The 13,018-nt window shown below is 63.5% G+C and carries 11 protein-coding genes and 1 pseudogene; 10 read left to right on the top strand and 2 right to left on the bottom strand.

What is annotated here, in order from left to right; genetic code table 11:
- Positions 1–853 precede the first annotated feature (853 nt).
- From ACRAS8_RS36445 to ACRAS8_RS36400, 10 genes and pseudogenes are all read left to right on the top strand, one after another.
- Positions 854–2,833 (top strand): hypothetical protein, encoded by a 1,980-nt coding sequence (locus ACRAS8_RS36445; protein WP_438490713.1) that lies wholly within the window; start codon positions 854–856, stop codon positions 2,831–2,833.
- A gap of 347 nt (positions 2,834–3,180) precedes the next feature.
- Positions 3,181–3,846: a hypothetical protein gene (locus ACRAS8_RS36440; RefSeq protein ID WP_438490712.1), complete on the top strand. Its 666-nt coding sequence runs from the start codon at positions 3,181–3,183 to the stop codon at positions 3,844–3,846.
- 134 nt (positions 3,847–3,980) lie between these two features.
- Positions 3,981–4,496, top strand: a complete 516-nt coding sequence (locus ACRAS8_RS36435) for a hypothetical protein (RefSeq protein ID WP_438490711.1) — start codon at positions 3,981–3,983, stop codon at positions 4,494–4,496.
- A 98-nt stretch (positions 4,497–4,594) separates the two neighbouring features.
- Complete coding sequence (locus tag ACRAS8_RS36430) at positions 4,595–5,542, top strand: DnaB-like helicase C-terminal domain-containing protein (protein ID WP_438490710.1); 948 nt, start codon at positions 4,595–4,597, stop codon at positions 5,540–5,542.
- Between the two features lie 314 nt (positions 5,543–5,856).
- Positions 5,857–6,258, top strand: coding sequence for a hypothetical protein (locus tag ACRAS8_RS36425; RefSeq protein WP_438490709.1), 402 nt, complete (start codon positions 5,857–5,859; stop codon positions 6,256–6,258).
- Positions 6,259–6,398: 140 nt separating this feature from the next.
- Positions 6,399–6,566, top strand: coding sequence for a hypothetical protein (locus ACRAS8_RS36420; protein WP_438490708.1), 168 nt, complete (start codon positions 6,399–6,401; stop codon positions 6,564–6,566).
- Positions 6,567–6,742: 176 nt separating this feature from the next.
- Complete coding sequence (locus ACRAS8_RS36415; protein ID WP_438490707.1) at positions 6,743–6,904, top strand: hypothetical protein; 162 nt, start codon at positions 6,743–6,745, stop codon at positions 6,902–6,904.
- Positions 6,905–6,997: 93 nt separating this feature from the next.
- Positions 6,998–7,165, top strand: a pseudogene (locus tag ACRAS8_RS36410) (helix-turn-helix domain-containing protein); the annotation flags it as partial.
- Positions 7,166–7,961: 796 nt separating this feature from the next.
- A complete protein-coding gene (locus tag ACRAS8_RS36405; protein WP_438490820.1) occupies positions 7,962–8,231 on the top strand; it encodes a hypothetical protein in 270 nt (89 codons plus the stop codon).
- Entirely contained in the window at positions 8,231–8,818 is a 588-nt protein-coding gene (locus ACRAS8_RS36400; RefSeq protein WP_438490706.1) for a transcriptional regulator, read from the top strand. Before ACRAS8_RS36405 ends, ACRAS8_RS36400 begins: the two co-directional genes overlap by 1 nt.
- Positions 8,819–9,318: 500 nt before the next feature.
- Here the strand turns inward: ACRAS8_RS36400 and ACRAS8_RS36395 are convergent, their stop codons facing one another.
- Positions 9,319–9,738 carry a helix-turn-helix domain-containing protein gene (locus ACRAS8_RS36395; RefSeq protein ID WP_438490705.1) on the bottom strand — a complete coding sequence of 140 codons (420 nt, stop codon included), beginning with the start codon at positions 9,736–9,738 and terminating at the stop codon, positions 9,319–9,321.
- A 53-nt stretch (positions 9,739–9,791) separates the two neighbouring features.
- Entirely contained in the window at positions 9,792–10,349 is a 558-nt protein-coding gene (locus ACRAS8_RS36390; RefSeq protein WP_438490704.1) for a hypothetical protein, read from the bottom strand.
- Positions 10,350–13,018: the final 2,669 nt, after the last annotated feature.

Genomic DNA, 13,018 nt, shown 5'->3' with positions numbered 1-13,018 from the left:
GGCCTAGATCGATTCCGGTTGGCGCCGGGTGATCGAGGCGATTTTCAGGTTCTCCCAGAACCAAGCACCACCGAGGTGGGCTTTGTCGTGCCTCCCACTAAGAAGAGACCCGGTGACATCTTGCACTACGTTCGTGCCTTCTGCCAGCCCACCCATGCCCGAATGGCGCGGATTGGGCTTTTTTTGCCGTCACGCCGGTCGGTTTCCGCCACCTCCGCCGGCGCCTTCCAGTCGCTCGGCGCGGTCGCGCCGCGGGGGCGTCCGCTATCCCCAGGCACGCCGCCTCAGCGTGGCCGGATGATCGATTTCAGGTTGCCTGTCACATCTGGCCGGTCGGCGATCCCTTCTCTGTACGTGATCGCTTCGTACGTCGCTCCTGCTCAGCTGGGCCTGTCCGCCACCTCGCTCCGGGGGCACCAGTGAGTGCCGTGGCGGTGGGTGCCGTGCAGAGTTCTCGGGTTCCCAGTCCGCTGGGTCCTTCGCTCACGGATTTCGGCACGTTTCGGCAAGCCCATGCGGCGGTCGGCCGGAAGCTGACCTCGGTTAGTAGTCAGCGGTCTTGGACGCCGCGCGCTCATGTGGGCAGCCCCCGATCCCACGTGGCGGGACGCAAATGCAGAAGTCTGACGGGCCGCTCCCGCCAGGCGGGAGCGGCTGGGTGCGGGGAATCTATCCACAGGCGATCCGTCGCAGAGTGCGGCATGAACACTTTTCCCGCGCCCAACAGCGGTCCTCGGCCAGTGCCTTCCTTCACCGTGCCCCTCATTCTCCTCGCCAAGCCGGACGTGTCCGGTTCAGGTGATGGTGTCGCCCCTCACGCCGCGTACGGACGCGCGGCTGGTGGGAGGCGACTGTGAGCAGGGCGACGGTGAACGCGCGGCCGGCAGAGTTGGTGCCGGCGTGGGAGGCGGGGCATCCGCTGACCCTGACGACCACGATGCGGAACCGGCTGCGGGCGGCGGTGCAGGCGCTGCTGGACCAACCGGGCCTGGTCGGTGCGTCGGACCCGGTGCGGATGTCGGCACTGGTGCTCATGGCGAAGGCGTCGGCCGCGGCCGCGGACCTGGCGGTGGAGATGACGGCACGTGAGCTCGGCCGCTGGGTGGGCGTCAGTGCATCGACCGTGGGACACGAGGTGCGCCCTCACCTGGACCGGGGGCAGATCACCAACTCCGAGGACACGCTGCGGCCCGGTACCCGGATCAAGACCGGTGTGCGCTGGCCGCTGCTGCCGCTGTGGGAAGCCCGTCACCACCAGGACGCAACCCACCCGCTGCGGCTGGGGAAGCCGGAATTCGCCGTTCTGCTCGGGCTGTTGCAGGCCGTGTGCGCTCCGGGCTGGGCCCATTCCGACGGCACGCAGACACTGCCGGGGTTGCTGGGCCGGCGGACCGGTCGGGGGGCGGCGACGGATCGTCTGGCGCTGCTGCTGGCGGTGTTGGAGTCGCGTCCGACGGGTGTGGTGCGGCTGTGTGGCGGTGCGGTGGATGTGCACGGGCGGCCGGCGGCGACGCTGGCGCGGTTGCTGGGCTGCTCGTCGGCGGCTGGTGCTCAGGTTCTGGGCCGGCTGCAGGTGGCGGGGGCCGTGGAGGTCCGTCAGACGACGGGCGGGCGGGAGCAGTTGGTCATCCCGACGGTGGAGGCCGCGTACCGGGAGATGCGCCGCCTCCGGCGGGCTGCAGGCCGGCCTGGGAGGCTGGTTCCGGGTCCCCGGCGGGTGGATCTTTCTGCAGGGCGGGACCAGATCCTGGCCCAGAAGGCAAAATCGCAGGTCAAGCAGGGTGAAGCGGTATGTGAGGGAAGCGATCTTTCTGCAGGACTTCACGCTTACCACTCACCTATGGCTCAGGTGGTAGATGAAAGTGCGGGTTGTAATGGGTTTTCCGGCTACGGCCGTGTGGAGTGCTGCGATGTGCCGGAGTGCGCGTGCGCACGCGAGGACCAGGTCGATCCCGAGGTAGCCGATACACCTGCTGCGACGGGGGCTGATGCGGACGACGCGCTACGCGCGGAACAGCCAACCCCACCCTCTCCGTCCTCTCCTGGATGCCTCGGACCTGCGCTGAGTCACCAGGTGCCGCAGGTGGCCGGCATCCTCGCCCAGGTCGCACCGTCGCCGACGGCCTACCAGCAAGCCCGGCTGGAGCGGCTCGTGCGCGGGCTGCTGATCGAGGGGGAGGATGACGCGATGATCGCGGCGCGACTGCGAGAACGGCTTAGGCCGTTGGCCACCGGTTCCGCGGAACGCCCATATACCTTCCGGCGGGACGGTGTTTCGTGGGCGCTGAGCATCGGTCTGCCCTACACCCGCGGCGGGATGACGATGGTGCCGTGCGCCCAGCGGGGCTGCCGGAATCTGGTCCGGGGCAAGGCCACCGACAACGTCCGGTGCGACCTGTGCGAGCTCGCTGTCTACGAGAGGCGCCAAGCAGCCCGGGCCCTGCAGGCAGCGCTGGAGGCCCCGTTGCCGCCTCGCCTTGCTGCTCGGCCGGCACTCCCGGCCCAGCGCACTCCAGCTTCAGCAGCACCATCCCTCCAGTCGGCCGGTCAGCTGATGTCCGTCGGGGCCACGCACGAATCGGCAGGGGACGAGAACATCCTGCCGCGGCCTGTACGTGAACAGCTGCAGGCCCTGGAGACGATCGCGGCGCGCGCCGCCGAGGCCGCGCGCCGAGCCGCGATCGCTGTCTACGGCCCGACCGAGGATTCGGTTCCCGAGGCCGAGCAGGCGCGGCGGCGTTCCGCGGCAACCGCGACCTGGTGCGCGATCACCACCCACTACGCTGACCAACTCGCCGCCGCAGCGGCGCAGAACCACGGGAGGACCGAATGAGCGTGCGCTTCGCCCCCAACCGGGACCGAGCCATCGTGCGCTGCGACCAGTGCCCGGGCCAACCGATCCTGCCCACCCACCGCGAAGAGACCGATCCGCGCCGGTGCGTGCGCTGCCAGGGCGAGCACCGCTGGCTGCCGCAGCCCCATCCCGAGGACCATCTATGTCGGGTGTGCCGGCGCGAATGCCCCACCTGCCAGGCTCCCACCCGCGACGGACAACGCTGCCGGACCTGCCGGGGGATGTGCCGGACCTGTTCCGCCCCGCTGCCGGACCGCGGGTCTCCGGCTGACCACGTCGTTCACGTGGCTCCGGAACGTCGTAAGGATCACCGACACCGGTGGACGATGACGTACTTCCCGCGGACGTGGGACTGGGACCAGTGCGATGGCTGCCAGGACGCGGGCACGGCGAGCGATCCGGTGCGCGCGGTCCTGGCGGCGCTTCCCGACAAGGTCGTCCGTGCCTGTGGCGGTGCCGTCCCGCCCACGGTCATGGACACCATCCACACCGAGCTGCAGAACCGCACCCCGCGGCAGCTGGCGGCTCGGGTGGAGCGGCGCTGGTGGGGGAGTTGGGCCGGACGTTCCCTCAAACGTGAGGCCGAGGCGAGCCGAGAGGGATACCAACCCGACGACGTCGCCGTGTGGCTGCTGGCCCCCACCGCCTGCGCGGGCCGCTGCGAGGACGGCTGGCACCTGGCTGACCAGCCCAACCGCGACGACGCACCGTGCACCGTCTGCCAGGGCGGACGACTCTTGGTACCACGGCGCGAGCTGGACGACGCTGAGGAGCTGGAGCAGGGTTCGGCCGCGGACCGCACCACCGCCGAAGCGGTCGCCTACCGGCCGCCGATGCGCGAGTGCACCGGCCAGGACGGTGCCTGCGGCGTGCCCGTCGCCGCCCCTCACACTCGATGCCCAGCCTGCGCAGGCTGGCCTTGGTGTGCATGCCACCGACGCCGCTACGACCCCGACAAGGCCACCGCCTGCAGTGCCTGCTCCACGCGGTGACGGATCCGGCTGGCTCTCACTCTCACGGCAGATGGAACCTGTAACAGGGCGCGCCCGTAGGCGTTCATCGAGGTATGGGACGACACAAGTCGAACAAGCCACGCCGCACCCGGCCCTCTATCTCCGTGCACCTCGTGCGGAGCGAAACCGAGGCCCAAGTTCTCGTGGACCGTCTGAGACCGCAGGCCAAGTCGGGCGACTGGCGGCAGGATGTGCTTGGACAGCGAGAGCTGACACTGACGCCTGACCCCAACGACGAGCATCCCCTCATCAATGGGCACCGTGTCACACGGGAGATGTGCGCAGCCCTGCGCTTCGAGCGCCCGTCTCAGGCTCGCCATTTCGTGTACGAGGACTTGGTCGAACTCATGGGCCGGCCGACTCTTGAACCGGATGGAACGATCAGGACCCTCACGCTGGGGCCGCCCCCCTTTTGCTACCTCCAGCCGACGAGGGACGGGCTGGTGATGATGAGGAAGGACGAGGTCCCGAAGAACCTGGTGTGCTGCGAGTGCAGTGCGGACCTGCGCCCGACGACCCCGGATCGGGAACCGGCCTACAGCATCCCCTCGCCGCAGAACCCGAAGCACGATCGCTGGTACTGCCACGACTGTGCCGCAGGCCATGTGGAAGCTGCCATGTCGACATAGATTCCGCATGATGATGCAGCAACCGGCCGGGCAGACGTGCCAGCAGGGCTTCGTCCCAGTGTCCGTCCGGCCCGACCGTCCGAGGAGGAGCACCAAACGTGAACTACAACTGCCCGGTGTGCTTAGACTCGATCGAGCCCAGCCCGACGGGGGCGATCACCATCGCCGGGCTGGCCATGAGCCACGAGCCGGCAGCATGGGAGTGGGGCCCGTACCCTGTTCACGCCCCCGACTGCGCCAACCGCCTGTTCACCGTGGTGAAGCACCGGGTCAACCGGAACGGGGTGCTCGCCATCCCGCAGCAGGTCCAAGCCGACGACTCAGAAACCAGCCGGCTGCTCGCCCACTGGGCGCAGCGCATGAACTCGCCCTTCGTGGGGCGGACGTCGCTGCATCACATCATCAACATTCTGGAGCGCTCCGAACAGCGGGAGGTCACAACTCCCTGGCCGGAGATGGACGACGTCCTCAACCTGTCCCCTGGCCGTCTGTCCTGTCTGGGAACACGCTCACGCAGTCGAGAGGCCCAAGCTGGATACGACATTGCGGTTCACAACGTGGCATGCGGACTACGGGCAGTCCTGTTCGCCCCCGATCTCACCGCGCGCAACCCCGTACCGGGCCTGACGATCGATCGGACCCGACTGCTGACCACCGACCACATGCACGACGTGCTCACGGCGAAGGTTGGCCGGGGCGAGCCGGCGGACCTCGTCGTCATCGACCGGCTGCAGATGATGCATACGGAGCAGGCGGAGCGAGTACGCACGCCTGAGGATGCCGAAATGGTCAGCTTGGATCTCAAGCGGATGGCGCTGGGAGACCCTGTGCTCGGCAACCTACCGATCCTGCTGGTGGCCAGGCTGGAGCGGCCCCGCCGTCAGGGCCACCCGCTGGAGATCGACGATCTGGGAATCGGCGCTGAGCTGGAGTACCACGCCGACACTCTCGCCCTGGTCGACCGCACCGAACCCGCCGAGGTCCAGGTGCTTGTGGCCAAGGACCGTTCCGGGCCTGCACCCCGCCGCCTCACGGTCAGATGGTAGAGGGGCCGAGAATCCGGCATGCAGCCCAGGAGACGGCGCGTTGCGCACCATGGCTCCGTTGCCCAGGAGAAGCTGTGCAGACGCTGCCCCCGCATCGAAGGTCAGAACGCGTGAGTCGAGCCGTACCACCAGCAGTCCGCGAACGCGCCCGCAACCGTACGTGCCCGAACTGCTTTGCCGCGCCGGGGGAGAAGTGTGCGCCCGACCGGGCGGGACGCTCGCAGTTGCACCGCGGACGGCTCCGAGACGCACAGCGCGCCCTGGAGCCGTTGCCGCCTCACCGGATCCTGCCGCCGGATGCGGACCGCACCTGTATGGAGCTGGATCCTGACGCGGCGGACACACTGGTGCTCTCCATGCACAAGGAGGCGATGCGCGACCTGGTGCACTACCCCTACGAGGCGGCGGCCCTGATCCGGCTGGCTCTGGGCCGTGCTGAGGCACTGGCTCCTCACGGATTGGTGATCAACAACCTGGGGCTCGGGCTGCTCCTCAGCCCGCTCGGCTACCTCACGGCGGACGAACTTCACGAATCCGTCGACCGGCTGGCGGCCCGCGGATTCGTGCATCACGTGGACGCGAAACGCGTCTCCATCGACCCCATCGCGATCTGTGTCATCAACCGCCAAGACTTGCCCGCCCAGTTCCGCCTGGACTGGAACGCGGCCAAAGCGAGCTTCCCGAATCCGACCCAGCCGGAACATCTCTCCTGCTGATCCAGCCGGCCGCCGGCGACCACGACGCCCACCCCCGCGACTACGAACACATCGCGCTACAGCTGACCGGGCACGCCCGTGCCGTCGCCGCCGACGTCCAGCGCGCGGCATCCACGCTCCCCGCGGGCAGCCTCCAGCGGGTGCTCGCCGACGCGATCCTCAGCGAGACCGCCAGGCGCCTGTCGACCCCGTGGCAGGACACCCTGCGGTGCTGCCAGAACCGGGCCCGCCTGGTCCGCGCGCTGTACCACCGGCTGGACCAACTCGCCGAAACGGCAGCCGCACCCTCCCCGGCACCAGTTTCCTGAGTCACCAGACACCTCTCCCCGGGCGAGCCAACAGCTTCGCCGCGCGCCTCCCCGCACCGGCAACGGTCACACGTGCGCGGCACCGTGCTCGGCCGCTGCCCACCTGTTTCGGGTCCGCGCGGCACTGCCGCCCGCCACGGCCGTTGAACGGGGTAGCCAGCACGAAGGAGAAGCACATGACCGCAACCCGACCTCTGGTCATTCCAAGCGATCTCGACCGGATGCACCCCAACGACATCACCGGGTGGTTGAGCACCGTGGAGGCCGACGAGACGGTCAACGACGCTGACCTCGTCCGTGCCCGCAAGGCTGTCGCGGACGCCCTCGGCATCGACTGACCGGAAGCCACAGCGCCCGGTACCGTCAAATGAATGGCTAATGACTGCCTAATCTGCTTCCAGTTTTCGCCTAGCTGGATGTAGGTTGGGCGTATGAGCGATGAGCAAATCGACAGTGTGGAAGCGTTGTTGGAGGAAGCGCGACTGACGGCGCGGATGCCAGAGCCGGCTGAGCGCCTGCGACTGCGCCAGGCCGCCGACCTCTCGCGCGCCCAGGTGGCAAAGGCGGTAGGCGTCGGACGTCAGACCATCGCCAACTGGGAGGACGGCACCACCGACCCGCAGCCGCCGGGGCGGGCCCGGTACCTGCGGTTGCTGGAGGGCCTCGCCCAGATCCACCCCGCCCCCACCCCGCCCCGGGCGCCCGAGGGCGCCAATTCAGCGTCGGCCGCACCGGCGCCGGACTTCACTGCCCAGACCGCATGGCTTCCGGATGGCCTGGCCGTCCGGGGTGAACCCGGCCCGTGTGTCCGCTGCGGCGTCGTGACGGACTTCCAGTCCACCGATGGCCGTCCGCTGCACGCCGGCGCCCTGTGCCAGCCCCCCGCCGCAACCTCCCCCGCAGCAGAGCCCCACGCCGCCAGCGCCCCCACCACGAACCCGCCGGCCCCGGCACCCGCTCCTGCGGTATCGCCTTCGCCCGTCGCAGCGCCGGTGCCCACGCGGCCGCAGCGTCGTACGAAGTCGGCGGCCCGTGCCCAGGCGGAGACCACCGGCCTCATCGCCCGGGCGGTGCACGAGGAGCTGGAACGTGCCGAGGGCGACGCCGACGTCGCGCTGCAGGCCCTGATCAAGCGCGCCATCCCCGACGTCATGGCGACCCGGCCCCCTGTGGGTCACCAACGCCACCCTCCGGCTGCTACTGCGCCTCTCCGGGCCCAAATACGGCCTTCTCGAAGCGCCCGAAATTCACGAATCGTGGACCAGCGGTGCGACAGAGAATTTCCTCGACGCCCTCCGCAAAACCCTTACGGCAGCGCGGGAGAAGGCCATTACCGAGGACGACACCATCACCCTCGAATACATCAAGGCGATGTATTCGAAGTTCGTTTCCACGATGGGGGAGTCGATTCACAACCGGGAGATGGAGCGGCCGGACTGGATGCACATCATCCACAGTCAGGCGTACGCCAACCTGTGGGGCAAGGCGTACAAGGCTCATCAGGCCGGCCTGGACGTCGTCGCCATGATGGGCACCGACGAACTGCACCTCACTGGCGACTGGCGCCAGGTGTTCCCCGAGGGCCGCGGCGTCGCCCAGATGAAGATCAAGTACAGCGACGCCAGAGCCTCTGGTGAGTACACCGTCGGCAAGGTGACGCGCTGATGGCCGAGGACTCCCGCTGGCGCCGGTACGGCCACTTCGGCGCCCGAGGACTGCCCGGCTGGGTCGCGCTGGCCGAAGGCATCGACAAGATGGTCACGGGCATCGAGTCCCCCGTCACCTCCGAGCGCGGGCTGGCCGCCCGTCTGCGCTACTTGACCGCCTCCGACGCCGGCTACGAAGCCATGGACCGCGCTGGCGTCCACGTCCGCCCCCGCACCCTGATGGCCTGGCTGGCCGAGGAACAGACACCCAGCAAAGCCAACCTGGCCCGCCTGGACGCCGCCTACTGGGAACTGCGCCGCCGCAACGTGGTCGCCGACCTCAAACGCCGGCTCCATAACCGCGGCCGCGGCACCCGCATCGAGATCGACCCGGCCGACCAGTCCCAGGTCGAACGCCGGCACCGCCGCAATGTGGAGCCGCGTTCCATCAACGTACGTGGCAGCATCTGGGACCGGGCTGTCGACGCCTGGATCGCCAGCGACACACGAGAGTTGGAAGCAATCTGGGACGAGATCATCCAAGGCGGCCTGGGCACAGATTGGGACGCCTACACCTTCGTTTCCTCCGTCGGCTGGGCCGCCTGACAAACGCACACGTACGAGGGACCCGGAGTCACTGGAATTGACTCCGGGTCCCTCGCCGTCAGCGTAGCAACACCGCGGTGCAGCCCAGCTCTTGAACGATGTCCGCAGTACAGCCGCCCAGCCAGCCGCAACGGCCCCTGCTCCAGCCGCCACGCATGCCGCATCTACCTGCGCGTTTCCCCTCCGCCAGGGGCAAAGATGTACTCACTTGCCGGAGCACTCGCCGGTTGTTCTGGAGAACCAGAACAAGACGGTTCCCCTAGTGATACCGTCCGGACCCACCGCACGCCGTTGACCTGCGGTTTCCTCTGGAGGGGACGGTGACGCCGCCATGCCCCATCGTCGCGGTGCTTGTTCTGGAGAACCAGAACAAGACGGTTCCCCTGGTGATACCGACCGCGAGCCGGGTCTCTCCACCGGGAAGGGGCGCGCCGGGTATGTGAACGGCGCTGCACCCATGGTGCGGCGCCGTGGCATCAGGAAGAGCCCTGTACGGCCGCTCAGGCGCTTTGCGCGAGATTGGCGACCTGGGCAGCGAAGCGGGTCCGGCGCTGCTCGGTGAAGTCCTCTGCAGGCGTCGTGTTGATCTCGGGCACTGCCATCGCGGGGCCAGCGATCCGGCCGCCGGTGAGGACGGGGTGGAGCTGGTAGCAGCCGCGGCGCAGGAGCCAGGCGAGGCCGGCCTCCCTCAGCTCCTTGAAGCCGCGGTTCACCGCAGGCTTCCCTGCTCCGAGTTCGGCAGCCATCTCGGCCTGGCTGATATCGACGGCGCCGTTGTCGGGGTCCTGGAAGGCCAGGAGGACATCGAGCACGCGCCGGGCGGTCAAGGAGATGTCCACGAGGGCGAGCATCCGTAGGGCGTCGCGGGTGAGCGCGATCGGCTCGTCGGACGGGGGGCCAGGTACGTAAGTGGTGCTCACGAGGGCCTCCTGGTCGATGTCGTCTGGCTCTGAGGATATGCCGCCCGCCCGCGTCACGCGCTCGCCTTCCGTGCGGGCAGCCGGCGCCGCGGGAGTGCCACGACCTTCTCGCGACGGCGCGCAGCCTCGGCTTCCTTCTTCGCCTTCGCCCGCTCCGCGCGCCACTCGGCGGGGTAGTCCGGGGCCGGGATAACGCAGGTAGGGCCCTTCGCGGCGTTCCACTCCTTCTGCCACTTCTCCTGCTCGGCAGAGGTGCCGGCGACCGTGAGCCACGGGTTCAGCTGGAGCACGCCGGGCTTCGCGGTCCGCATCCAGCCGATGTGGTGGAAGAACTGCGACGGCTCGCTCACCGAGGCTGCGGACAGGCTGCACCGCTTCTGGAGCTCGCGCTGGTTGATCCGGACGTACCCGCGCGGCGCCTTCGACCGGTCCACCCCGTGATAGCTCGGATCCTGCGCGGCCACGAGCTTGCACCACACCTGGAACCAGCTGCCCGGCATCTTGAGGCTGCCCAGCACGTCCATCAGCAGCCGGGCGTCCAGAACGTACCCCGTCACCTGCGCGCTGACCGCGAACTCGCGGCCCTGGATCTTCTCGACACTGACGACCATGCCGCCCTTGCCGTCCGACCGAGCGACAACGCGCTGGCCGGGCCGAACGATCGGCAGGGTGGAGGGGGGGGAATTAGAGTAAAATGATGATAGTGTGGTGATGATGGGGAGAGTGGGTATAGTTTGGGTAGTGGGGGTGGGAAAAGGAAGAGGGAGATGGGGTGAGGGAAAGAGTTTGGGGGTATGGTAATTGAATAGATGTGGATTTTGGAGGGTATGAGGATATGAATTATGTAGAAGATTTATATTGAGAGAATTATTATTATTAGTGTGGTTGGGGTTTTGGTTTGTGGGGGAAGAGTTGGTGAGGGTGGTATAGGTAGAGGGTTATGTTTAGGGAGGTAGTGAGGTGAAAGAGATAGGGATAAATAAGGGAAATTGAAATGATAGTATATATGGATTAAAGTAAAAAGTGTAAAAGGGAGGTGAATAAATAAGGGGGTTAATTGATGATAGAAGTGGGTGAGGGGTTGAGGTTTTATATATAAGAAGAAGTATTAATTAGTTTGGAAGTGATATTTGGGAAATAATGATGGGTTTTAGATATAGGATATGGATTGAGGAATAATAAGATAAGTGGGGGTTGGTATTGTTGGGATGGGAAAGGGGGAGGTAATTGTTTTATTAAATGTGTAGGGAGATTGGATTGGGATTGGTAATGGAAGAGAAAGAGTGAAGTAGGGATTAGGAAATAAGATAATGAATTAGAGGAAGGAGGGGGTAGATGAGGATTTAGGGAGTGTAATAAATTAGATTGAAAGGGAGAAGTAGGGAATAGATTGAAATAATAAGGGGGGGATAAGTTGGAAAAGATAAAAGAAGGAAAGAATGGGAAGGAAGATATAAATAAATAGGGAGGGGATAAGGATGAGATGTGTAAAAAGTTGGGGTAGTTGTTATTTTATATGGTTGTGAAATATTATTTTTGTAGAGTAAGGATATTTAAATATAAGAAGGGAGTTGAGAATGTTATTAAGGGGGGGTGAGTGTTATATGAGTAGTGGGATGAAGGATGAAGTTGTGAGATGAATGGGGGAGGATGAAGTTTATTGTAGGGGAAAGTGTTGTAAGGAGAAATTGGAGGTGTGAGGTAGGGTTATAGGTGGTAATAGGATTTGAGGAAAGGTGAATGTTTTATGTGGGTGTGGTTTTATGGGTATGTTGGTTTTGGTTGGGGTTTTTTATTGGGTGGTTGTTGTTTGGTTGGTAGGTGGTTAAATGGAGGGGTAGGTGTAGGAGGTTAAGATTTGTAAGATAGGGTAATGGGGGAGTTGGAGAGGGGAAAAGGATTGAATAGTGATAGGGTAAAGAGTTAGAAGAAGGGTAGAATGATTAATCGAAGTGACTCCAATGTTAGGGATGGAAGCCTTAAGATAAGAGTGTGCGAGTTAAGAGATGGAGGATATAATATTGAGGAGGTGGAGGTAAAGAGTTGAAAAGGAGAATGAGGGTTAAATGGAGATAGGGAAAAGATAAAGAGGCAGTGATGATGTTTGATGGATTAGGTGGTGTAAAAGATTGGAAATGTAAGAGGGTGAAAAAAGTATTAAAAGATGAGTGGGAGAGCATGGAGGAGTTGAATTGGTTTTTTAATAAGTGGAGGGACAGAAGTAGAAGTTTGGAGGATAGAAAGAAATAGGGACGGAACAATAGTTGAGTGAGAGGGTAAGAAGGGAGGATGTGAAGATAATGAATTATATGAGTAATTGAAAGAGTGGTGATAATAGGTAGTAAGGCAAAAAGTAGAGTAGTGAAGGTAGAGAGATATAAGAGTAGAAAGTAGTGAGAGAAAGAGTGTATGAGAATGTAAGAAAGAGGAGAGTGGGAAGAAAGGAAGGAATGTAAAAAGTATTAGGAAGGGGGAGTTTGATAATAGGGAAGTTTGGAGAAAGGGGTTAGAGGATGGATATGTTAAGAGGTTAAAAAGGATTGTGAGGTGTGTAAAGAGAAGAGAGAGGAAGAGAGGAGTAATGATAATAAAAGGAAGATAAGAAAAGGAAGTGAGAGGAAAGAGTGATATGAATAGTTGATTATATATAAGAGGATGTAGGATAAGGGTATAGGAAGTATAAGAGGAGAGGAAATGGAGAATTGAGAGAATTTTGAGAAGGATGAAAGGTATGGAGAGGAAGTGAATTAGGAGAAGATAATGGGATGATGAAAGGGGATATGGTAAAAAGAAAAAGGAAAGGGTTTAAAAAGAGAGAGGAGGGGTGATAATGGGTTAATAGGGGAGGGGAGAATTTATTATAAGAGTAGTGGATGGGGGGAAGGATAAGGAAAAGAATGGGTTTAAGGATGGGATTAGGAGGGAGGGAAGGTTAGTGATAGTTTTAAGAGGAGGGAGGGAGAATTTATTAAAGTGGAGAAAGGATTTGGTGTATGGAGGGGGAAAAGAGTGGGTTTAGAGATGTGTTGGAATGAGAGAGGTTGGAAGGGGTGGGAAAGAGGAAGGTAGGGGAGTATGAGGGGGGATTTAGGAGATAAGGGGGGGGGGGGTGGGGTGTGGGGGGGGGGGGGGTTTGGGGGGTGGGGGGTGGGGGGGGGGGGGGGGGGGTGGGGGGTGGGGGGGGGTGGGGGGGGGGGGGGGGGGTGGGGGGTGGGGGGGGGGGGGGGGGGGGGGGGGGGTGGGGGGGGTGTGGGGGGGGGGGGTGTGGGGGGGGGTGGTG

Origin of the sequence: Streptomyces sp. S186 (assembly GCF_051603415.1) — a bacterium.
Classification (GTDB): domain Bacteria; phylum Actinomycetota; class Actinomycetes; order Streptomycetales; family Streptomycetaceae; genus Streptomyces.
This window is presented reverse-complemented; position numbering and strand designations above follow the sequence as displayed.

Coding starts and splice junctions, on each gene's coding strand:
- ACRAS8_RS36440 (WP_438490712.1), top strand. CDS start 3,181: ATGACGTACTTCCCGCGGACGTGGGACTGGGACCAGTGCGATGGCTGC.
- ACRAS8_RS36425 (WP_438490709.1), top strand. CDS start 5,857: ATGGAGCTGGATCCTGACGCGGCGGACACACTGGTGCTCTCCATGCAC.
- ACRAS8_RS36415 (WP_438490707.1), top strand. CDS start 6,743: ATGACCGCAACCCGACCTCTGGTCATTCCAAGCGATCTCGACCGGATG.
- ACRAS8_RS36405 (WP_438490820.1), top strand. CDS start 7,962: ATGGGGGAGTCGATTCACAACCGGGAGATGGAGCGGCCGGACTGGATG.
- ACRAS8_RS36400 (WP_438490706.1), top strand. CDS start 8,231: ATGGCCGAGGACTCCCGCTGGCGCCGGTACGGCCACTTCGGCGCCCGA.
- ACRAS8_RS36390 (WP_438490704.1), bottom strand. CDS start 10,349: ATGGTCGTCAGTGTCGAGAAGATCCAGGGCCGCGAGTTCGCGGTCAGC.